Source organism: Rhizobium sp. A22-96 (assembly GCF_053521805.1).
In genome coordinates, this window is the sequence record NZ_JBNWDQ010000003.1 from 321,314 (window position 1) to 343,493 (window position 22,180).

General features: G+C 60.2%; 18 protein-coding genes. 6 read left to right on the top strand and 12 right to left on the bottom strand.

What is annotated here, in order from left to right; genetic code table 11:
• Positions 1-49 precede the first annotated feature (49 nt).
• The 6 genes from ACQZ6F_RS14325 to ACQZ6F_RS14350 form a co-directional block, all read right to left on the bottom strand.
• Complete coding sequence (locus tag ACQZ6F_RS14325; RefSeq protein ID WP_077472615.1) at positions 50-241, bottom strand: hypothetical protein; 192 nt, start codon at positions 239-241, stop codon at positions 50-52.
• Between the two features lie 140 nt (positions 242-381).
• Complete coding sequence (locus tag ACQZ6F_RS14330) at positions 382-1,272, bottom strand: uracil-DNA glycosylase (protein ID WP_449093572.1); 891 nt, start codon at positions 1,270-1,272, stop codon at positions 382-384.
• 55 nt (positions 1,273-1,327) lie between these two features.
• The gene (locus tag ACQZ6F_RS14335; RefSeq protein WP_449093571.1) at positions 1,328-2,617 is read right to left on the bottom strand and encodes an Hsp70 family protein; all 1,290 of its coding nucleotides are present in this window, start codon (positions 2,615-2,617) and stop codon (positions 1,328-1,330) included.
• Between the two features lie 196 nt (positions 2,618-2,813).
• Complete coding sequence (locus ACQZ6F_RS14340) at positions 2,814-5,933, bottom strand: efflux RND transporter permease subunit (protein WP_449093570.1); 3,120 nt, start codon at positions 5,931-5,933, stop codon at positions 2,814-2,816.
• Positions 5,930-7,171 carry an efflux RND transporter periplasmic adaptor subunit gene (locus ACQZ6F_RS14345; protein ID WP_449093569.1) on the bottom strand — a complete coding sequence of 414 codons (1,242 nt, stop codon included), beginning with the start codon at positions 7,169-7,171 and terminating at the stop codon, positions 5,930-5,932. The genes ACQZ6F_RS14340 and ACQZ6F_RS14345 overlap by 4 nt, the downstream gene beginning before the upstream one ends.
• A gap of 428 nt (positions 7,172-7,599) precedes the next feature.
• Complete coding sequence (locus tag ACQZ6F_RS14350; RefSeq protein WP_449093568.1) at positions 7,600-8,388, bottom strand: SDR family oxidoreductase; 789 nt, start codon at positions 8,386-8,388, stop codon at positions 7,600-7,602.
• A 295-nt stretch (positions 8,389-8,683) separates the two neighbouring features.
• Between ACQZ6F_RS14350 and ACQZ6F_RS14355 the strand changes: the two genes are divergently transcribed.
• Together ACQZ6F_RS14355 and ACQZ6F_RS14360 are read left to right on the top strand one after the other, a co-directional pair.
• Positions 8,684-10,348 (top strand): electron transfer flavoprotein-ubiquinone oxidoreductase, encoded by a 1,665-nt coding sequence (locus ACQZ6F_RS14355; protein WP_449093567.1) that lies wholly within the window; start codon positions 8,684-8,686, stop codon positions 10,346-10,348.
• Positions 10,349-10,354: 6 nt separating this feature from the next.
• Positions 10,355-10,882 (top strand): GNAT family N-acetyltransferase, encoded by a 528-nt coding sequence (locus ACQZ6F_RS14360; RefSeq protein WP_449093566.1) that lies wholly within the window; start codon positions 10,355-10,357, stop codon positions 10,880-10,882.
• Between the two features lie 107 nt (positions 10,883-10,989).
• Here the strand turns inward: ACQZ6F_RS14360 and ACQZ6F_RS14365 are convergent, their stop codons facing one another.
• Positions 10,990-11,835: a tetratricopeptide repeat protein gene (locus tag ACQZ6F_RS14365; RefSeq protein WP_449093565.1), complete on the bottom strand. Its 846-nt coding sequence runs from the start codon at positions 11,833-11,835 to the stop codon at positions 10,990-10,992.
• Between the two features lie 215 nt (positions 11,836-12,050).
• Positions 12,051-12,965, bottom strand: coding sequence for a DMT family transporter (locus tag ACQZ6F_RS14370; RefSeq protein ID WP_449093564.1), 915 nt, complete (start codon positions 12,963-12,965; stop codon positions 12,051-12,053).
• 144 nt (positions 12,966-13,109) lie between these two features.
• Between ACQZ6F_RS14370 and ACQZ6F_RS14375 the strand changes: the two genes are divergently transcribed.
• A complete protein-coding gene (locus tag ACQZ6F_RS14375; RefSeq protein WP_449093563.1) occupies positions 13,110-13,583 on the top strand; it encodes an Lrp/AsnC family transcriptional regulator in 474 nt (157 codons plus the stop codon).
• A 65-nt stretch (positions 13,584-13,648) separates the two neighbouring features.
• On the opposite strand, the gene mgtE is transcribed toward ACQZ6F_RS14375, so the two are convergent.
• Both mgtE and ACQZ6F_RS14385 read right to left on the bottom strand, forming a co-directional pair.
• The gene (gene mgtE, locus ACQZ6F_RS14380) at positions 13,649-15,022 is read right to left on the bottom strand and encodes a magnesium transporter (RefSeq protein ID WP_077469938.1); all 1,374 of its coding nucleotides are present in this window, start codon (positions 15,020-15,022) and stop codon (positions 13,649-13,651) included.
• Positions 15,023-15,377: 355 nt separating this feature from the next.
• Positions 15,378-16,391 (bottom strand): zinc-binding alcohol dehydrogenase family protein, encoded by a 1,014-nt coding sequence (locus ACQZ6F_RS14385; RefSeq protein WP_449093562.1) that lies wholly within the window; start codon positions 16,389-16,391, stop codon positions 15,378-15,380.
• Positions 16,392-16,495: 104 nt separating this feature from the next.
• Here ACQZ6F_RS14385 and ACQZ6F_RS14390 point away from each other — a divergent pair, with 104 nt between their 5' ends.
• On the top strand, positions 16,496-16,900 hold the full coding sequence (locus ACQZ6F_RS14390) for a winged helix-turn-helix transcriptional regulator (protein ID WP_449093708.1): 405 nt from the start codon (positions 16,496-16,498) through the stop codon (positions 16,898-16,900).
• Here the strand turns inward: ACQZ6F_RS14390 and ACQZ6F_RS14395 are convergent.
• Positions 16,865-18,082, bottom strand: a complete 1,218-nt coding sequence (locus ACQZ6F_RS14395) for an MFS transporter (protein WP_449093561.1) — start codon at positions 18,080-18,082, stop codon at positions 16,865-16,867. The genes ACQZ6F_RS14390 and ACQZ6F_RS14395 overlap by 36 nt on opposite strands.
• A 324-nt stretch (positions 18,083-18,406) precedes the next feature.
• Between ACQZ6F_RS14395 and ACQZ6F_RS14400 the strand changes: the two genes are divergently transcribed.
• Positions 18,407-19,354 carry a diacylglycerol/lipid kinase family protein gene (locus tag ACQZ6F_RS14400; RefSeq protein WP_449093560.1) on the top strand — a complete coding sequence of 316 codons (948 nt, stop codon included), beginning with the start codon at positions 18,407-18,409 and terminating at the stop codon, positions 19,352-19,354.
• A 5-nt stretch (positions 19,355-19,359) separates the two neighbouring features.
• Here ACQZ6F_RS14400 and ACQZ6F_RS14405 read toward each other — a convergent pair whose 3' ends face one another.
• Complete coding sequence (locus tag ACQZ6F_RS14405; RefSeq protein ID WP_449093559.1) at positions 19,360-20,700, bottom strand: glutamine synthetase family protein; 1,341 nt, start codon at positions 20,698-20,700, stop codon at positions 19,360-19,362.
• Positions 20,701-20,779: 79 nt separating this feature from the next.
• Here ACQZ6F_RS14405 and ACQZ6F_RS14410 point away from each other — a divergent pair, with 79 nt between their 5' ends.
• Positions 20,780-22,147, top strand: coding sequence for an aspartate aminotransferase family protein (locus ACQZ6F_RS14410; RefSeq protein WP_449093558.1), 1,368 nt, complete (start codon positions 20,780-20,782; stop codon positions 22,145-22,147).
• Positions 22,148-22,180: the final 33 nt, after the last annotated feature.

Consider the following 22,180-nt stretch of genomic DNA (forward strand, 5'->3'; position numbering starts at 1 on the left):
TGGAAAACAAAGTGATGTGCCGTGCAGACGCGACTTTCGCGCCTGTTAATCAGCAGGCGCGGAAATCGGCGAAAATGGCGGCTGGACGGCCGATGCGGGCCGAAACGCCTGTTCCTCGCGCAGTCATCTGCTCATTGGCAGCGATGCCGAGGTTGCGATGTCCGTTTATGGCGCGCACGGGATCGATGGCGCGGCGCAGGGTATCAAACCCGCAGTGAATAGGGCGAAAACGTGCAGTCATTGCCTTGGTTCCTTTAGAGATTCCTCCCAAGACACTGCTATATATTGCAGTGCAACATTGAGTTTGCAATGCACAACACCGAAGAACTGACATGCGCTTCACGCATGACTGATGTCATTTTTCGTTAATGTAAGCGAAAATCAGCCTAATATTTCGGCGTCGATATGATTCTTGAAGGCCAGCAGATCATTCCATGCCAGCCGCTTGTTGATGGGCGCGGTAAGCAATTCCTGGGGATGAAGGCTGGCAATCGCCGGTATCGTTCGGCCGAGAATGTCGATATCGCGCCATTGTCCGCGCAGACCGTGAATGGTTTCGGCGCTTCCGAAAAAGTGGCGCGCGGTGAAGTTTCCAAGCAATAGCAAGGCTTTCGGTTCGGCAAGCGCGATCTGTCGCTCTATGAACGGGCGGCATATCTCGATTTCCGGCGCAGAAGGTGCACGGTTGCCAGGCGGACGCCATGGAATGACGTTGGTCAACAGGATATTGTCTCGCTGCAGGCCGATCGCGGCCAGCATCTTGTCGAGCAACAGTCCAGTACGACCGGCAAATGGCGCGCCCTCCCGATCGTCATCGGCACTTGGCATGGGGCCGATCACCATGACCCGGCCTTCCGCCGTGCCGCTTGCAAAGATCGTCGAACGGGCGCTGTTCTTGAGATTGCAGCTGCTGAAGGCTTCGAGCGCAGTCTTCAGCTCGCCGAGTGACCGCGCACTTTCCGCGGCGAATCGGGCCTGTTCCACAGCCTGTTCGTCGGGGATTGCCGGCGCATTGCGCGGCGCAGCGGGAGGTGGCGGCGAAGTAGCCGGCTTTGCGACCTGACGGCGATCCGGCTGTGCCTTTGCGGCAGGCGGTTGCGCTTCGACGCGGGGCTGTGTGGCCCTTGCGCCTTGTCGTGCGGCCCGCATCGCCTCGAACTCGGCAAAGCGATCGACCGACTGTTCTTCCAGCAGCCAATCGACACCGGCATCCGCATGAAAATGCAGAAGGGCGGCAAGTTCGGCCGGTGTGAGGTCGCTGGCGGAAATCATGGGGCAACTCTAGCCAAAGCGGCGCGCGAGCGAAAGGGCAGGGGCGCTTGCTATCTCACGCCGTCCACTGGGCGATATCTTCACGTTCGCCGATCAGGGCGAGACCGTGCGCGATCGACAGTAGTTCGCCACCCGTCTCGATGCGTTCCTGGCCGAAGCGTTCGGTGAAGATGCGCCTGACCGCCGGCACGAAGGACGTACCGCCGGTCAGGAACACCTTGTCGATCGCTTCGGGCGGTGTGTTGGTGGTTGTCAGCACATCATCCAGCGCCCCTTCGATTCGGGCGAGATCTTCTGCGATCCAGCTTTCGAAATCGGCACGGCGAACCTGTCTGCGACCGGCCTTGCCGAGTGGCGGGAAGTTGAATTCGGCTTCTTCCTGAGAAGAAAGCGCCATCTTCGTTGCCGATACGGCCTGGTAGAGCGGATAGCCCTCATCATGCTCGACGAGCTCGATGAAGGTCTCCAGCTTTTCGGGCTCGAGGCTGCTGCGCACCAGCGTCTTCAGGTCGGCATATTCACGCGAGGTCTTGAAGATCGAAAGCTGGTTCCAGCGGCCGAAGTTGGCGTAATAGGAGCTCGGCATCTCCAGAAGCTTGTCGAAGCTCCGGAAGTAGCTGCCCTTGCCGATTGCCGGCGAGACGATGTTGTCGATCATCCGGAAGTCGAAATGATCGCCGGCGATGCCGACACCGGAATGGCCGATCGGGTTGGCGGTGAGCTTTCCGGCATGGGTCTCGAAGCGGATGAGCGAATAGTCGGTCGTGCCGCCGCCGAAGTCGGCAACCAGTACCGTCGCATCCTTTTTCAGATGCTGGGCAAAGTAGAAAGCTGCCGCCACCGGCTCGTAGACATAGTGGATTTCGGGAAAGCCGAAACGGGAGAGGGCCTCGTTGTAGCGCTCGGTGGCGAGCGCCGGGTCTGGATTGGCGCCGGCAAAATGCACTGGCCGACCGGCTACGATGCGCGAGACGTCGGTTGGCCAGCCGTCTTCGGCATAGGAGCGCAGCCGCCGAACGAAGATCTCCATCAGATCTTCGAAACGATGGCGCTTGGCGTAAATCAGCGTGCCCTGGAAAAGCGCGCTGGCCGCAAAGGTTTTGATCGACTGCAGAAAGCGACAGTCGCCGGGATTGTCGATGAACTGCCGGATGGCCGCATGTCCGGCCTCGACCTTCAGCGCCGCGGCACCCAGCCCCGGATCCTTCATAAAGGAGAGCGCTGTGCGCATGCTATCGGTCGTGCCTGCTGCACTGTTGAAGGCGACCGATCGCGTGTCGGGTCCATCGGCCATCGCCAGAACCGTGTTCGTCGTGCCAAAGTCGAAACCAAGCGCCCGAGCCATGCCCGCACTCCTTTCCGTCGAAATTTTCTGGATTGGGGCAAAGCCCCTGTGAGGCGCGAGACGCGCCCTTGTCGCAAAGAGCGCGCCTCATGCCATGGCTGGACAGCAAGTGCAAGACTTGGCGATGGTTTTATTCGGCCCGTCTGCAATTCTGGTCGTGTCAAACGAAACGGGCGCCTCTCGGCGCCCGTTCCTGTCACTCGGCGGCAATCGCCGTCGGCGGCTCTTTGTGATGCGGGTCCTTGTCCTTGCGCTTGCCAAGGCGGCCCAGGAAGTCGTTCAGACGGTTCATCTCGAGGAAGATAACCGGCGTGATGAACAGCGTCAGAAGCTGCGAGACGACCAGACCACCGACAACCGCGATGCCGAGCGGCTGGCGCAGTTCCGAGCTGGCTCCACCACCGACCGCGATCGGCAGTGCACCAAGCAGGGCGCAGAAGGTCGTCATCATGATCGGCCGGAAACGGCGAACACAGGCTTCGTGGATCGCTTCCGCCGGTGAGACGCCGCTACCGGATCGAAGCGTCTCCAGTGCCACGTCGATCATCATGATCGCGTTCTTCTTGACGATACCGATCAGCATCAGCAAGCCGATGAGGGCGATGATCGACAGGTCGAAGCCGAAGACCTTGAGCGCAAGCAGTGCGCCGAGGGCCGCGGCCGGCAGACCGGACAGAATGGTCAGCGGATGGATGAAGCTTTCATAGAGAACGCCAAGCACCACGTAGATCGTCAACACGGCAGCCAGGATCAGATACGGCGTGCTGCCCTGCGATTGCTGGAAGATCTGGGCGGTGCCGCCGTAGGACGTGAAGATGTCCGCCGGCATGTTGATGTCCTTCTTGATCTGATCGATCCGGGCCGTGGCGTCGCCAAGCGCTTCGCCAGCCGGCAGATTGAAGGAAACGGTGGTCGAAACAAGCTGCCCCGTCTGGTTGATGGTGACAGGCCCGGTGGTGCGCTGGACATGAGCGAAGTCCGACAAGGGCACTAGCGCACCGCTTGCCGAAGAGATGTGGATATCCTCCAGCCGCCGGTCATCCCATGGCGTGCTGGTGTCGAATTCGACCATGACGTCATAGCTGTCGCCGGTGGTTTGAATCTGCGCGGCGTTGAAGCCGCCGAACGCTTCCTCCAGCGTCGTGCGTAGCTGGCTGTTGTTGATGCCGTAGAGCGCCGCTTTTTCGGTGTCGATGACGATGTTGGCTTGCAGGGCGTTGTTCTGCTCGTCCGATGCAACGTCCGTGAAGCGCGGATCGCGGCGCATCTGCTCCAGCATCTTGTTTGCCCAAAGATTGGTCTGGTCGGCACTCAGCGCCTGTATGACCAACTGATACTGGCTGGCAGTCTGGCGGCCGCCGAAGCGCAGGCTCTGCTGCGGCGTGATGTACGCCCGCAAGCCGGGGACCGACGCGATGCTGGCGCGGAGTTCACGCAGCGTCTTGTCCAGCGGCTCACGTTGATCCTTGGGCTTCAACTGAACGAACATTGTGCCGTTGTTCAGCGGCTGCCGGGTGCTGCCGCCAACGATCGACATGACGTGGCCGACGGCCGGGTTCTGTTTGACAAGCGCGGCCGCCTGGTTCTGCAGGTCTCGCATGGCCGGATAGGATATATCCTGACGCGCCTGCGTGGAAATCTGCAGGCGGCCGATGTCCTCAGTCGGGAAGAAACTCGCCGGCAGCACCATGAACAAATAGAGCGAAAGCCCCACCGAGCCGAGGAAGCTGAGCAGAACGATGCCGCGATTGCGCAGGCACCAGGCAACACCCGTGTCGTATCCGCGCTGGACTGCGTCAAACCCGCGGTTGAACACGCGCACCGGATAGGGCGGCTGCCCATGGCCGGCTGACAGGCGCGAGCTGAGCATCGGCGTCACAGTAAGGGAAACGATGGCGGACGCGACGATGGCAATGGCGACGACCATGCCGAATTCGTTGAAGATACGACCGACAACGCCGCCCATCAGCAGGATAGGGATAAACACCGCGATCAGCGAGATGGACATGGAGATGATGGTATAGCTGACTTCGGCCGATCCCTTGATCGCCGCCTGCAGCACCGGCATGCCTTCTTCGACATGCCGCAATATGTTTTCCAGCATGACGATCGCATCGTCCACCACAAGCCCGACCGCGAGTGTCAGTCCTAGCAGTGATATGTTATCGACACTGTAGCCCAGCACATACATCATGCCGAAGGTCGAAATCAGCGAAAGCGGCACGGCAAGGCCGGGGATGATCGTTGCCGTTACGTGGCCGGTAAACAGATAGATGACGAGAACAACCAGGCCGATGGTCAGCAGCAGCGTGAACTTCACGTCGGAGATGGCGTCACGGATCGGCTGGGCCGAGTCGTTCATGACGCTCGTCGTCACCGATGCGGGAATTTCCGCATGCAGTTGCGGCAGCTTCTTGTTGATCGCATCGACGACTTCGACGGTATTGGCGTCCGGCTGACGCTGGATCGCCAGAATGATCGCCTGCTTGCCATCGTACCAAGAGCCCGCATTGGTATTTTGCACGCTGTCCTGGACGTTGGCGACATCACTCAGGTGGATCGGCGCGCCGTTCGGATTGGCGATGACCAGAGACTTGAATTGTGCGGCATTGGTATTCTGCGTATTGGCGTTGAGCGTCATGCTCTGCTTGTTGTTTTGCAGAGTGCCGACCGGAACCTGACTGTTGGCATTGACGATTGCGCTGTTGACGGTGTCGATGCCGATACCGAGGGCCTGCAGCTTGTCCGGATCGACTTCGACCCGCACGGCGTAGGTTTGCGCGCCGTACACCGTGACTTCCGCGACGCCTGAGATGGTCGATAGCGAAGGAGAGATGATGTCTTCGGCGATTTCGTCGAGCTTGCTGCGCGGCATCGTATCGCTCTGCACGGCAAGCAGCATGATCGGAGCGTCGGCCGGGTTCGTCTTTTTGTAGCCGGGTGGCGTCGTCAGGTTGTTAGGCAGCTGGCGATTTGCATTCGAGATCGCGGCCTGCACATCACCGGCGGCGGCATCGATACTGCGGCTAAGATCGAACTGAAGGACGATGCTCGTATTGCCGAGCGAGCTCGTCGAAGAGATTTCGCTGATGCCGGGGATGGTTTCGAACTGCTTGATCAGCGGTGTGGAAACCGAGGTTGCCATCGTCTGCGGCGAGGCGCCGGTCAACTGTGCCGAAACGTTGATGGTCGGAAAATCGACCTGGGGTACGGCGGCGACCGGCACGAGCTGATAGCCCGCCAGGCCGGCCAGAACGACACCCAAAGCCAGAAGCGTGGTCGCAACAGGCCGCTCGATACAGAACCTGGGTATCATTGCTGCGCTCCAACTGAAATCGTTTCGCTTTTCTGGTTCGTCTGACCATCCGCAGCCGCCACGTTCTCAGACTTTTCGTCGGAGAATTGCTCGACGACATTCTGGCCGTCGATCAGCTGTACCTGGCCTTCGACGACGACGTGATCACCCTCCGAAAGACCCTTGGCTACCGCTGTGAAGCCGCCATTCTCGCGCTCTACGGTGACCGGCGTCATATGAACTTTGTTGTCCTTGACGACATAGGCAAAGAAGCCGTCCGGGCCGGGGCTGATCGCCACGGTCGGAGCGACGATCACCGGCTCGCTGTCGTTGAGGTGAACCACGACGTTGACCGCCCGGCCGGGCCAGATTGCGCCATTGGCATTTTCGAACTTCGCCTTGACGATGATGGTGCCGGAGGTGGGATCTACCGTGTTGTCGAAGAAGCTGACTGCACCCTGGCGGGCCTTGCCCTTGCTCGACTGTGGAACGGTGCTGACCGGCACGACGCCGGCCTTCAAGGCTTCCTCCAATTCCCGCAACTGATTTTGCTGCATGTGGAATTGGACGTAGATCGGATTGTATTGGGTAATGGTCACGACGGCAGAGCCGGGGGTGAGATAGGCGCCGGGGCTCGGAACGATATTGCCAAGGCGACCGTCATAAGGCGCCCGGATTTGGGTGTTCTCAAGCAGAACCTGGTCGGATGCGAGCTGCGCCTTGTCGGCGTTGACGTCTGCCGCGGCCGTATCGCGTGCTGCGACGGCCTGATCGACCGTCTGCTGCGTCCCGGCATTGGCGAGCAGGCTCTTCGCTCGCGTGAGGGCTGATTCTGCCGCCACGAGCGTCGCCTGATCCTTGGCTATAGTGGCTTGATCCTTGTCGACGGCGGCCTGTGCGGTCCGCGCGTCGAGCTTTGCGATCAGATCGCCAGCCTTGACCATCGCTCCGTCCGTGGCTTCGATCGACGTAACGATACCGGATTCCTGCGCGGCAATGGTCGTTGCATTCTGTGCAACGGCCGAGCCAGTCGCCGTGATGTCATTCGGCAGGAGCCTCTTGGTGACGGCAGCCGTCTTGACGGTGGAGGTCAGGCTGGCTTGCTTTTTGCCGCCTGCCGGTGCCGCCTTGCTCGCATCTTTGGTTTCTGCAGAGGCCGGCTCAACAAATGAGGAAAGGAAAGGAATGCGGTCGCGATAGCCCCAGGCTGCAAGGGCAGCAATGAAAAGGAGGCCGAGGGGAAGCCAGATTTTTTTCATATTAAAGAACCGGTCGAAGCGAGTTGAAAAAAGCGCGGTCCCGCCGAAGTGTATTTATTGCGTCGCACAACAAAGACGAGTTGCGCCACAATCCATCACATCGCCGTTACCGCTAACGTTCGGTTATTCTGTCCCTATAACGCGAATTCATGAACGCTCATCCAGCGCAATCTACCACAGTTCGACGGCACGAAAAATTAAAGCTTGGAAAGCTTTCGAGTTGCTAAGGCTTTTGCGGTGCAACAAATGATCAAATGGCTATTTTTTGATTGCCGTTATGTAATAAATGGATGGCTTCGTGGTTCTTTGCATCGTTTATAGTGCAAAGCACGTTCGCAAGCCTCATAGCAGTCTCGGTCTATGCTCACGCAATCGTGTTGTCGGCCCCCGTTTACAGAGGGCCGGTTTTCCAACGGCCCATGGTGCCTTCAAAGTGAACGGGCAGCGCCTCCGTCACAGCGAACCATCGTTCCGGTCACATAACTTGCCGGCCCGCTGCAAAGAAAAGCTGCCGTTGCCGCGAACTCCTCGACACGGCCGTAACGGCCTGCGGGTATGCGTTGCTGACGCTCGGCACTGACGTCTTCGAGGCTTTTGCCGCCGCGCTTGGCTGCAGCCGTGTCAAGCTCGGCTAGCCGGTCGGTCGCGATGCTGCCCGGCAGCAGCATGTTCACTGTGATCCCATGAGCAGCGACTTCGCTCGCCAACGTCTTGCTCCAGCCGGCCAGCGCCGGACGCAGCGTATTGGATAGCGCCAGACCGGCAATCGGCTCGATGACGCCGGAGGAGGCAATGGTGAGGATCCGTCCCCAACCCTGTGCCTTCATGCTCGGCAGGAGCGCGTTGGTGAGGGTAATGATCCGCGACACCATGGAAATGAAATAGGTCTCCAGCCGATCGGCGGTCATATCTTCGGTCGTCCCCGGCGTCGGGCCGCCGCTGTTGTTGACGAGGATGTCGATACCCCCAAGTTTTGCGGTCACCGCGTCGCTAACAACCTGGACGAAATTCTCGTCGTTGAGATCGGCCCAGATCCAGTCGGCGCGACCTTTGCTCTCGGCATTGATGGCCTTGCAATTGCCCTCGAGCCTTTCGCCGCTACGGCCGCAGAGCAGCACGTTTACGCCTTCGCGCGCTAGCGCCACGGCGATGCCATGCCCGAGGCCCTTGGAAGAGGCGAGCACCAGCGCGCGTTTTCCCTCGATACGAAGATCCATCTCGATAATCCTTCCCGCTATCCGAATTCCCAAGCCCTACCTATAGAGTGCCCACGGCTGTCTTTGAAAGTCGCACCGGGGCAGAAGGTCGCAAACGCCATCAGAATATTGACGTTGACGTAAGAGTAATTTAGCTTGATTGTCGCGCTGGGTGAATTGGGGGATTGCCTGTCGCTTCCCGGCTCGACAATCCCTTTCCATTTTGACAAGAGAATAGTCGAAATGGGGAAGACGCCCAAAGGGGGACAGGCCGCGCTCCGACATCATCGAGCGCCTGGTCAATCGGAGAGAGTGAATGACAGACGCGATGGATCTTCCGGAACGCGAAAGCATGGAATTCGACGTTGTGATTGTCGGGGGCGGTCCGGCTGGCTTGTCAGCGGCAATCCGACTGAAGCAGATCAACGGGGATCTGACTGTGGTCGTGCTCGAAAAGGGTGCCGAGGTCGGCGCGCATATCCTGTCCGGCGCCGTCGTCGATCCGATCGGCATCGACCGGTTGCTGCCCGACTGGCGCGAGGAGGAGGGCCATCCCTTCAAGACCAAGGTGACCTCGGATCACTTCCTGCTCCTCGGCCCCGCCGGCTCCATCCGCCTGCCGAACTTCCTGATGCCGCCGCTGATGAACAATCACGGCAATTATATCGTCTCGCTCGGCAATGTCTGTCGGTGGCTGGCCGAAAAGGCGGAAGCGCTCGGCGTCGAGATCTATCCCGGCTTTGCGGCGACGGAAGTGCTCTATAATGACGAAGGCGCCGTCATCGGTGTGGCCACCGGCGACATGGGCATCGAGAAGAACGGCGAACCAGGCCCGAACTATACGCGCGGCATGGCACTGCTCGGCAAATACGTGCTGATCGGCGAGGGCGTGCGCGGCTCGCTTGCCAAGCAGCTGATCGCCAAGTTCGATCTGTCGCGGGACAGCGATGTGCCGAAGTTCGGCATCGGCATCAAGGAACTCTGGCAGGTGAAGCCCGAGAACCATAAGAAGGGTCTCGTGCAGCACTCCTTCGGCTGGCCGCTCGGCATGAAGACGGGTGGCGGCTCGTTCCTCTATCATCTGGAGGACAATCTGGTCGCCGTCGGTTTCGTCGTGCACCTGAACTACAAGAACCCCTATCTCTATCCCTTCGAGGAATTCCAGCGCTTCAAGACGCATCCGGCGATCCGCGGCACCTTCGAGGGCGGCAAGCGCATTTCCTATGGTGCGCGCGCCATCACCGAGGGCGGATACCAGTCGGTGCCGAAGCTGACCTTCCCCGGCGGCGCGCTCATCGGTTGCTCGGCCGGCCTCGTCAATGTTCCCCGTATCAAGGGCAGCCACAATGCGGTGCTGTCGGGCATGCTGGCGGCCGACAGGATCGCCGAGGCGATTGCGGCCGGCCGCGGCAATGACGAAGTGATCGAGATCGAGAACGAATGGCGCCAGACGGATATCGGCAAGGACCTGAAGCGGGTCAGAAACGTCAAGCCGCTGTGGTCGAAGTTCGGCACGGCGATCGGCGTCGCACTCGGTGGCCTCGACATGTGGACCAACCAGTTGCTCGGCTTCTCCTTCTTCGGCACGCTGAAACACGGCAAGACGGATGCGCAGTCGCTGGAGCCTGCCGCGCAACATCAGAAGATCGATTATCCGAAGCCGGATGGCGTGCTCACCTTCGACCGCCTGTCCTCGGTGTTCCTGTCGAACACCAATCACGAGGAAGACCAGCCGGTGCATCTCAAGGTCAGAGACATGGCGCTGCAGGTATCGTCGGAGCACGACGTCTTTGCCGGCCCGTCGACGCGCTACTGTCCGGCCGGTGTCTATGAATGGGTGGAGAAGGATGGCAAGGAGACCTATGTCATCAACGCGCAGAACTGCGTCCACTGCAAGACCTGCGACATCAAGGACCCCAACCAGAACATCAACTGGGTGCCGCCGCAGGGCGGCGAGGGGCCGGTCTATCCCAATATGTGAGATGGAATGACGGAGATCGAGCAAGACGCCTACACGATCCGTCAGGCACGGCCGGATGAGTTGCATTTGCTGGCAGCGATCGAGATCGATGCTTTCTGGGCTCTGCATGAGGCTGGGGCTGTGGATTGCGAACCCGCCTCTCTGCCCCTCGAGGTGCTGAAACAATCTCTCGCGGAGCAATTGCTGTTCGTTGCCGTCGATATCGAAGATCAACCGTTCGGCTTTCTGGCCGGCATTCGAAAGGACGGCTCCGTCCACATTGCCGAGATCGATGTCGTCAGGCGCTGGCAAAAGCGCGGCGTCGGACGCCGGCTGATGGAAGCTGCGATTGCAGCCGCCAGAACCCAGGGCGCCGTCGGGGTTACCTTGACGACGGACCGGCATGCGGCCTTCAACGCGCCATTCTATGCATCGGTGGGATTTCGCATCCTGGATGACGAGGAAAGGCCGGCTGTTCTTACGCAGATCCTGGAGAATGAGTTTGCCCACGGTGCCGATCCGGCCAGACGCGTGGCGATGGTGCTTCGATTCTAACCTGTATCCCGGGGTGCGGGCAGATAGCCAATCCGAAGCGCCATGATGTCAAACCTGGGAATCAACACAAGCGATAGCAAACGCCGCCGCAGAAAACCCTTGTAAAATCACGCTTTCTTTACAGGAAATAATCTCTGTAAATTGAGCTTTGCAGAGGGATCGCCGTGCTCTTCCGCCTTTCGATACCAAGTAACGGCTTCCTCCATGTCTCGCGGTATACCAAGGCCAACTTCAAGCATGTGACCTATATTGTTTTCTGCGCCAGCGTTGCCCTGTTTGGCAGATTTGCGGTACCAAAAGATGGCTTGGGCATAATCTTGAGCTGTGCCGCGACCAAACTCGTACATTTCTCCGAGATTACTCTGAGCTCTTGGATCCCCCTGCTGTGCCGCTCTTCGAAACCAAATGACGGCCTGCACATCGTCTTGGTTCACGCCCCGCGCCCAAAGATACATAACACCAAGATTATTTTGGGCGTCAGAAATACCTTGGACGGCAGATTTGGAAAACCACGTCGCTGCCATCGCATCATTCTGTGAAACGCCATGGCCTAATAGATATAGTAAGCCGAGATTGTCCTGTGCACTGGCGTCGCCTTGCTCCGCAGCTTTCTGGTACCAAGCGGCTGCCGTCTCATAGTTTTGCGGCACGCCATAGCCGTGCTCATAGAGTAATGCGAGATTGTGCTGCGCGCTAGTTTCGCCTTGTTTCGCTGCTTTCAGATACCAAGCGGCTGCCGCCTCATAGTTTTGGGTCACGCCATAGCCATTCGCATAGAGAAAACCAAGACCAAATTCCGCTTGCGCATTATCGTTGGCAGCTAAAGCGCGCCAATCATCCACGGCTCTCTGGTAGTCGCCACGCAAATATGCGTCTTTCCCATCGTCGACAAAAGCACCTGTCGCCGAGCAAAAGACGGCTATCAAAGTGACGACGATCCTTGCGAAAGGCATGCCATCCTCCTTGAATTTCCCCTATGGCTGCGAGTCGATAATATACCGCCTGTGTCGGCCTGCAACTTTTTCCAAAATCCCGACTTTTGTCAGAATTTTTGCGTCTGATATTTACTCAGTCGCAAGTAGTGACTTTTGCGATAATCGCCATTAGCGGAGAGCTGCGGCAAGAGATATACGCAAGGTTGATGGCATTCGCGACTTAATTGCGGGAATTAATGCTGAGTAATCTTCCGGGCGAATAGGCCGGTCGAAAGGGCGACGCCGATACCGGTCACGATGGCGGCTGCGATCCCGGCCACGCCGATTTCCTCACCAAGCAAGAAGCCGCCGCCGATGGTGGCGAGGACAGGCGTGATGGCGGTGAAGGCTGCTGCCTGCGTGCCGCCGAGAGCCTGGACTGCGAGGCCATAGGCAAGGGTGGCGGCAAGGCCGGAGAGCAGGCCCTGGCTGACGACCTGGAGGCCGATTTCCGGCAGCGGAACCGAGGCGAGCGAGCTGCCGAAGACGAAGGCCAGTCCGACATGGATGAGGAAGGACCAGACGGCGATGATGGCGCTCGATTGCAGGGCGCTGAGGCCGGAGCGGCGGAAGGCATGGGTGTAAGAGGCCCAGAGCAGGGCTGCGAGCGGCAGCAGCGTGAAGCCTTCCCAGGAGATCTGTACGCCGTAAAGGCTGCGTGCCAGAAGGATGACGACGCCGGCGACGATGCCACCGAGGCCAAGCCAACGGGTCATATCGAGCCGTTCGCGAAACAGCGTCACGCCGATCACCGCAGCTGCCAGCGGCATGGAGCCGCCGAGCAGGATGCCGGCTGCCGAGGCCGGGGTGAATTGAATGGCGAAGGTGGTCAGCTGGAAGAACAGGGCGCCGGAACCACAGACCATCAGCGCCAGCAGCTTCAGTGGCACGCCCTTCGGCAGCAGGCCGGTCCGCCACCAGACGGGCGCCAGCACCAGCGCCGGCACGCCGTAACGGATGAGACCGAGGTCGATCGTGCTCATCTGGGTCTCCGCCGTGTGGCGCGTGGCGAGAATCCAGTTTGCCCAGATGAGAACGGTGATGATCGCGCCGGCATAGCCGATCGCTGTGGGGCTGATTTTGCGGGTGGGGAGGGTCAAGGCGGTCATCGACATATCCTTTCCAACGATCCGGTTTGTCTTTCGATAGGAAGAAGATAGCGCCGAAGGCCGAGGCATGTCCTTGCTAGTTATGGCTCTGGAAACATGATATGAGCAATAATCTGCCAATATGGATGATTGAGTTTCTCAGATATGCCAAAACTGGATAAATTCGATATTGCCATCCTCAACTGCCTTCAGGAGGATGCGCGGGCCACGAATGTCGAAATCGCCGAGCGTGTGAACCTCTCGCCATCTCCATGTCTAAGGCGCATTCGCAATCTGGAAAAATCCGGGCTGCTGCGCGGCTATCGCGCCGATATCGACCGTAAGGAAGCAGGCCTGGGCCTGACCGTTTTTGTGGAGCTTAAGGTCGGCCATCACTCGAAAGAGAACTCCGAAATGCAGCAGGCAGCATTGCTTGCCATTCCGGAAGTCGTCGCCTGCCATCTGATTTCAGGAACGGCGGATTTTCTGGCCGAAGTGGTGGTGGCGGATCTTGCCGCCTATGAGAAGGTACTGTCGGAAAGGCTTCTGGTGCTTCCCGGCGTGGTTGATCTGCGCTCGAATTTCGCGATCCGCACGATCAAGACCAATGGTGCGCTGAAATTGCCAGAGCCTGAATGAGGCAGCCGGAGTGAAAATGAAAAGGGGCCGTTGCCGGCCCCTTCGCGATGAGAATTTGATTATCCTCAGAGCATCGTTCCACTAAGGATCATTAGGGCGACCGAGAAGTAGATCACCAGGCCGGTGACATCGACCAGCGTGGCGACGAAGGGCGCCGATGCACTGGCGGGATCGAGCCGCAGCTTCTGCAGAACGAAGGGCAGCATCGAGCCGGCAAGCGAACCGAAGGTCACGATGCCGATCAGGGCCGCAAAGACCGTAAGGGCGACAAGCTGCCAGTGCGGGCCGTAATCGAAGAGACCGATGGTCTGCCAGAGCACGATGCGGGCGAAGCCGACGAGGCCGAGGATGGCGCCAAGCACGATGCCTGTGGGCAGTTCGCGGATCGCGACGCGCCACCAGTCCGAAAGCTTCAGTTCGCCGAGCGCCAGCGCCCGGATGATCAGCGAGGTCGCCTGCGAGCCGGAATTGCCGCCCGAGCTCATGATCAACGGGATGAACAGGGTCAACACGACGGCCTTTTCCAGCTCACCCTCGAAATGCTGCATGGCGCTTGCCGTCAGCATTTCGCCAAGGAAGAGGGCAGCGAGCCAGCCGGCGCGCTTGCGGATCATGCCGGCAAAGCTGATCTTCATGTAAGGCTGCCCAAGGGCTTCCATACCACCGAACTTCTGGGCGTCTTCGGTTGTATCGGCAATCATCGTATCGATGACGTCGTCGACGGTGACGATCCCCAGCATATGGCCCTTGTCGTCGACAACCGGAAGCGCCAGCAGGTCGTGGCGGCGGATCAGGCGGGCGACGTCTTCCTGCTTCATCAGCGGCGGCGCCGTCACCGGCGTGCCCTTCTGGGCCACCGTGAGAATACAGGCATCGGGCTCACCGGTGATGAGACGGCGCAGCGTCACGACATGCAGCAGCACATGCGTTTCGTCGTCGAGCACATAGATGGCGTAAACGGTTTCGCGGGAGCGTTCGACCTGGCGAACATGGTCGAGCGTCTGTGCAACGGTCCAGCTTGCGAGCACGCTCACAAACTCCGTCGTCATGATGCCGCCGGCCGTGCGCGGCGGGTAGCCCATCAGGCCCTGGATTGCCACCCGGGCATGCTCGTCGAACGTGGCGAAGAGGCGGGCGCGGGTGTCGATATCCATCTCGAGCAGCACGTCGGCAACGCGGTCGTTGGACATGCCGTGCAGCAGCCGCGAGGCGTCCGCATTGCCCATGACTTCGAGAATGGCGGCTGCGTTGCGCAGCTCCGGCCGGTCGAGAATGCGCACGGCGCGTTCTTCCGGCATCTTGGCGAGGATGCGTCCAGCCTCGGCCACATCGAGCACATTCAGTGACTCGACGCGTTCGGCGATGGTGACGCCACGGTTGTTGTTGATGAATGCACGAGCGGCATTGCCGGCCCGCGCGGGAAAGCTGTTGATGTTCATTATAGCTCGCCTTTCCGTCGATCCGCCGTCGTAGCGGATCGTGGCGAGCCGACAGGAGTCGGTTAGCGCACGAATGCTACTGACGGCAAAGGCAATCGACTACTACTGTCGCTAGGCATCTAAAGATGGCTCCGGTTAATCGGCATGGAAAAGCGCTGCTCTCCATCTGGGGCAGAAGTCGCGCCGAAGGCATAAAAAGTCAAGAGGTGGAAACGGTTTAAAGCCCCATGTCGAAAGAAAAATTTGCTTGGGTGCTTGAAATTTTGTGCGGCGCAACAGGTGGCGTTGCGAATGCGTTAAAATAGCGTGGCCGGACGACGAGCGCCCGGCCTGATTTGCCCTGGATTTTGGCCGTTCAGAAGCCTGCCAGAACGACCTTGCCCTTCATTTTGCCGGTCTCGACGAGGGCATGCGCCTTCTTCAGATTGGCGGCATTGATCGTGCCCGCGGTCTCCGTCAGCGTCGAGCGCATCTTGCCGGCATCGACCAGTTCGGCGACCTTCGTCAGCAGCTTGTGCTGCTCGATCATGTCGGCCGTGTTGAAGAGCGGACGGGTGAACATCAGTTCCCAGTGGATCGACACGGCCTTGCGCTTGAAGGGCACGACGTCGAGCGTCTTCGGGTCGTCGATCAAGGCGAACCGGCCCTGCGGCGCAATCGCTTCGACGATCGACGTGATGTGGTCCGTCGTGTTGGTGGTCGAGAAGACGAAGGCCGGCGCGCCGATGCCAAGCGCTTCGATCTGCGGCGCAAGCGGCTTCGAATGGTCGATCACGTGATGCGCGCCCAGCTCCTTGACCCAAGCCTGCGTTTCAGGTCGGGATGCCGTTGCGATGATGGTGAGATCGGTGAGCGCGCGCGCGATCTGGATGGCGATCGACCCGACGCCGCCGGCGCCGCCGATGATGAGGATTGCATTCGCGACGCCGGGAACGGGATCTTGTACCTTCAGGCGATCGAACAGCGTTTCGTAAGCCGTGATCGAGGTCAGCGGCAGTGCCGCCGCCGCCGGAAAATCGAGGCTTTTCGGCTTGGCGCCCACGATGCGCTCGTCGACCAGGTGGAATTCGACATTCGAACCACCGCGATTGATGGCGCCGGCATAGAAGACTTCGTCACCTGGCTTGAACATGGTGACGTCGGGACCGACAGCCCTGACGATGCCGGACGCGTCCCAGCCGATGATCTTGTACTCACCTTCGGCCGGCGCGACGTTGGCGCGGATTTTGACATCGACCGGATTGACGGAGACGGCCTTCACTTCGACGAGCAGATCGTGACCCTTGGCCTCGGGTGTCGGCAGATCGATATCGATCAGGGATGTTTCTGCGGAAATGGGCTGGGGTTGCTTGTAGGCGACTGCACGCATGGGAGAAGCTCCTGGTTTTGTTGCACAGAGGCTAGATGCGCATTATCATCGAAAGGCGCAAGAATGCACAAATTCTGTACGTAGGTACAAAAAGGATACCGTCAATGTCGCTGCCCCGCTCCAAGCTTGTCAATAATTTCCCGGGTTGTCCGGTCGAGGCGACGCTGAGCCTTCTCGACGGCAAATGGAAGGGCGTGGTTCTTTTTCACCTGATGGAAGGCACGCTGCGCTTCAACGAAATCCGGCGCAAGCTGCCGTCGGTGACACAGCGCATGCTGACGAAGCAGTTGCGCGAACTCGAAGACTCCGGGCTGGTGTCACGCACCGTTTTTCCGGTCGTGCCGCCGCATGTCGAATATGCTTTAACGCCGCTTGGCGCCAGCCTGCGGCCGATCATCAAGGCGATGGCGGTATGGGGCGAGGAGAATGTCTTCTGTCACAACGGCCGGCAGGAGCTGGCAGCGCCCGCCGCTTCAGGCGTGGCCCGTGCGGCGTTCCAGGCCAACTGAAACAGCGAAGATCGCAAGGCCGGCGACGGAGAGAACGGCGCCGACATAGCCTGTGGCAGCCGCGGTGAAGCCCCAGGCGATGACCATGCCGCCGAGCCAGGCGCCCAGCGCATTGGCGATGTTGAAGGCGGAATGGTTGGAGGCGGCAGCTAGCGTCTGCGCATCGGCGGCCACATCCATCAGCCGGGTCTGTACTGCGGGACAAGCGGCAAAACCGCAGCCGATCAGGAAGACGCAGACGCAGAGCATGATCGGATTGGCGGCCGTCAGCGAAAACAGCGTCATGGCGATGATGTTGAAGATCATCATGCCACCGATCGTGCCCTTGATCGAGATGTCGCCGAGGCGCGAACCGACGATGTTGCCGACATTCATGCCGATACCGAACAGCGCCAGCACCACGGGCACCATGCCCGCACCAAGGCCGGCGACCTGGGTCGTCGTGGTTGCCACATAGCTGAAGATCGAGAACATGCCGCCGAAACCGACAGCGGCGATGCCGAGCGTCAGCCAGATCTGAACGCGCTTGAGGGCGCCGAGCTCGCGGGTGATGCTCGCGCCTTCCTCAACCTTGTCCTTCGGCAGGAAGAGGGCGATGAGCAGCATGGTGACGAGGCCGACGCCGCCGACCATCATGAAGGCGGCCCGCCATTCAAGAATCTGGCCGAGGAAGGTGGCAATCGGCGTTCCCACAAGCGTGGCGATGGTGAGGCCAAGCATGACCTGGCCGACAGCACGAACGCGGCGATGAACCGGCACCATGGAGGCGGCAACCAGCGCGGCAACGCCGAAATAGGCGCCGTGCGGCAGTCCGGTGATGAAGCGCAGCGCCGCGAAGCTCGCATAGGTCGGCGCGAATGCGCTGGAAATATTGCCGGCCGCGAAGATCGCCATCATCAGCAGGAGGAGCGTGCGGCGCGCCATCTTGGCGGCGAGCACGGCGATGACAGGTGCACCGACGACGACGCCAAGCGCATAGGCGCTGATCACATGGCCCGCTTCCGGCGTCGTGACGCCAAACGTATCGGCGACATTGGGCAGAAGCCCCATGATGACGAATTCGCCAGTGCCGATGCCAAAGCTGCCGACGGCGAGAGCCAGCGTCACAAGCGCAATGGCCGTGCGCGAGGGCGCTTCGACTGCGATTTGGGAATCGAGGACGTCGACGGCAATATCGCTCACGAAAACTCCTTGGGCGGCAAACCAGGCTGAGCGCCGCGAATCGGGCAACGAACCCCGGCTTCGGTGTTCAATGCATCAAATTGCAATAAGGGACTGGCGAAGCACGGACATGCCTCAAACATACTATCAATCACGGTGAGGTTACTGTCGCGTGCATTTTTTGCAGCGCAGCATGTCGAATGATGCATAAGTGAGTGCGGGTCCGCTCCGGTGCCAGGCCGCCACAGCGCTTGAAATTGCTTCATCAGAAACCATCTGTGAAAAAGCGCACGGGGGCATCAGCTCCTTTCTGAGACACAATTTGTGGAAACACCGGGAGCCCCGATGAAATTGATCGGCTTCTTCAATCGCGATGGCGGTACTTTCCGCACGACCGATATGGCTGCCTACGAGGCGAGGGCAGAGCAGGTTTTCCGCGATGCCGGTCATGAGTTCGAAGCCGTAGTCGTAGCCGGACGAGACATCGTATCGGCCATGGAGCGTGCCGCGCGTCGGGATGATATAGACGGTATCGTCGCCGGCGGCGGCGATGGCACGATTTCGGCCGCTGCCTCCATCGCTTGGAAGAACGGCGTTGCGCTCGGCGTCATTCCCGCCGGTACCATGAACCTGTTCGCGCGCTCGCTGCGGTTGCCGCTCGATATCTGGCAGACGCTGAATGTGCTGGCGACAGGCGAGGTCGATCAGGTCGATATCGGCAGCGCCAATGGCCGAGCCTTCGTGCATCAGTTCTCGGCAGGCCTGCATGCGCGTCTGGTGCGTTATCGCAATAGCTACACCTACCGTTCGCGAATCGGAAAGATGTCGGCCAGCACCCGAGCGGCTTTCGGCGTCATCGCCAATCCGCCGGAATTCGACGTCGATTTCGAAGCCGGCGATATTCGCGGGCACCGGCATGTCTCGGCGATTTCCGTGTCCAACAATCCCTTCGGTGCCAATGCCTTGCTTTATGCCGATAATCTGCGCGGCGGCGAACTGGGGTTTTACACGGCCAAGCCCTTGCGGCCGCTTGGCGTTGCCCGCCTGGCCGTCGACATGTTGCGAGGCCGGGTGCGCGACAATACCGATGTCATGGTGATGCATGCGCCGGAAGTGCATCTGCATTTCCCGAAGCTGCGCCAGCTCGCAAACTGCGTCATGGATGGCGAGCTGCTGCCGCTTGCCCGCGATGTGATCCTCAAGGTTCACCCCGGCGAACTCAAGGTGATGGTTCGCGAAGGCACCGCCGCCCGCGTCGAGCGCGAGGGTTCGGTCGATAGGCTGGCCGTCTGAACCGCTCAGAGGCGCGGCAGGTACGTCCGGTAATCGAAATCGGAAACGCTGCGCAGATAGCGGATCGCTTCCTTGTGCTTCGTATCGCCATATAGCTTCTGATAGCGCTCGCCGAAAATGTCGGCGATGAAGGCGGAGGCGCGGAAGCGTTCGACGGCCGTCAGGAAATCATGAGTCAACTTGGGCGCATCGGCCGGTACTTGAGACGGCGTTGATTCCTCGCCCGGATCGAGGTCGTTCTGCAGCCCAAACAGCATGCCGCCGAGAATTGCCGCCAACATCAGATAGGGATTGGCGTCGGCGCCGGCGACACGGTGTTCGATGCGCGCGCCGGGCCCATCCTTTTCAGGAATGCGGACGGCCGTGCCGCGATGACCAAAGCCCCAGGTCAGATCGACGGGAGCAAACGAGCCCGGCTGGAAGCGGCGATAGGAATTGGCGTAGGGCGCAAAGATCAGCTGCGCGTCCTCAAGCGTTTGCAGCAGACCCGCGCAGATCGACTTCAGCTTCTTCGGCTCGCCGCCCGCTGCATCGAGAACATTGCGGCCCTGATCGTCGATGATGCTGGCATGCACATGCAGCCCGGAGCCGGCATGGTCGGTATAGGGTTTCGCCATGCAGGTCGATTTCAGGCCGTGCTTGCGCGCCGCCTGCTCGGCCACGCGCTTCAGCATGATGCAATCGTCGGCCGCTGCAAGCGCATCCGGGCGGTGCAACAGGTTGATCTCGAACTGGCCGGGGCCGAATTCCGCTGTCGTCGCATCCGCCGGCAATCCCTGCGCCCTGGCATAGCTGCGCAGCGTTTCAAGATAGCCGTCAAGCAGGTCGACGGCGTCCATATCGTAAAGCTGATAGCCATTCGGCTCGTCTCGATAGGTCAATGCCAGGGGCGGCGAGGGGATGCCCCTGTCGCGCCAGTCGCCGGCGAGCAGGTAGAATTCCAGCTCGGTCGCCACGACGGGGGTGAGGCCAAGCGCCTTGTAGCGGTCGACCACGGCAGAAAGAATGGCGCGGGGATCCTGAAAGCTCGGGCTGCCATCAAGCTCATGCATGGTGGCCAGCATCTGCTTAGATCCAGCCGGCGCCCAGGGCATCTCCGCCAGCGTGCGCTTGTCAGCAACGCAGGTGCCATCGGGATCGCCGATCGTCAGCGACAGGCCGGTAATGTCGTCATTGTCATCGCCCCAGATATCGAGCGATTGCGTCGAAGTCGGCAGCCGCACGGCGCCGGACCAGACCTTCTTCTCGGCCGAAATCGGGATCTGCTTGCCCCGCAGTCGGCCGTTCATGTCCGAAATCAGCACCTCAATGCGCGCGTTACCTTCGGTTGCGTTGTCGGCCGCCATGCTCTTGTAAATCCCCCATGCTCACGTCATGGTCGTAACCGATCGTAGCCCGCCTTTCAATCCGACGAGGATTTCGCAGATGCCCGATACATCCAGCCGCTCCAATCTCGCCGCCCTCGATGCCGCCCACCATCTCCATCCCTTTGCCGACATGAAGAAGCTGAACGCCGATGGCGCGCGCATCATCCAGCGGGGCGAGGGCGTCTATATTTTCGATAGCAACGGCAAGAAATATCTGGATGGGTTTGCTGGCCTTTGGTGTGTAAATATCGGCTATGGCCGCACGGAGATCGCCGATGCCGCCATCAGGCAGATGAACGAGCTGCCCTATTACAATACCTTCTTCGGCACGACGACGACACCGGCAACATTGCTGTCGGAAAAGGTCTGCGCCCATGCCGGCCCGCATTTCAATCATGTCTTCTTCACCAATTCCGGCTCCGAGGCCAATGACACCTGGTTCCGCATGGCGCGTGTCTACTGGGCTGCTGTCGGCAAGCCGACGAAGAAGACCGTCATTGCGCGGAAGAACGGCTATCACGGTTCCACCGTCGCCGGCGCCAGCATGGGCGGCATGAAATATATGCATGAGCAGGGCGACCTGCCGATCCCTGGCGTCGTCCATATCGGCCAGCCCTATTGGTATGCCGAGGGCGGCGATCTCTCGCCCGAGGAATTCGGTCTCAAGGTTGCCCGCGAGCTGGAGGAGAAGATCGATGAACTGGGCGAGGACAATGTCGCCGCTTTCATCGCCGAGCCGGTGCAGGGGGCTGGCGGCGTCATCGTGCCGCCCTCCACCTATTGGCCCGAGATCGCCCGCATCTGCAAGGCGCGGAATATTCTGCTCGTCTGTGACGAGGTGATCTGCGGCTTCGGTCGTCTCGGCTCCTGGTTCGGCTATCAGCATTTCGGTGTCGAACCTGATCTCGCTCCGATCGCCAAGGGGCTATCATCGGGCTACCTGCCGATTGGCGGCGTGCTCGTCAGCGATCGCATCGCCGACGTGCTGATCAACGAGGTCGGCGAGTTCAACCACGGCTTCACCTATTCCGGCCATCCGGTGTGCGCGGCAGCTGCGCTCGAGAATTTGAGGATTATCGAGGACGAACGGCTGATCGAGCGTGTCCGCGATGATATCGGCCCTCATTTTGCCAAGGCCTGGGGCAACCTGAGGGATCATGACATGGTCGGCGAAGCGGTCAGTATTGGCCTGATGGGCGCTCTGCAGCTCGCAGCCGACAAATCCACGCGCCGCCGCTTCGAAAAGCCGGATGCCATCGGCTCGGCCGTGCGCAACCACGCTCTCACCAATGGCTTGGTGCTGCGCGCGACCGGCGATCGCATGCTGGCATCGCCACCGCTGATCATCAGCCATGAAGAAGTGGACGCCATGGTGCGCATCACACGGCTGGCGTTGGATGCCGTCTGGGCCGAAGTGAGGTCTTAACTAGCACCCCGATCGGGATGGCTTGGATCACCT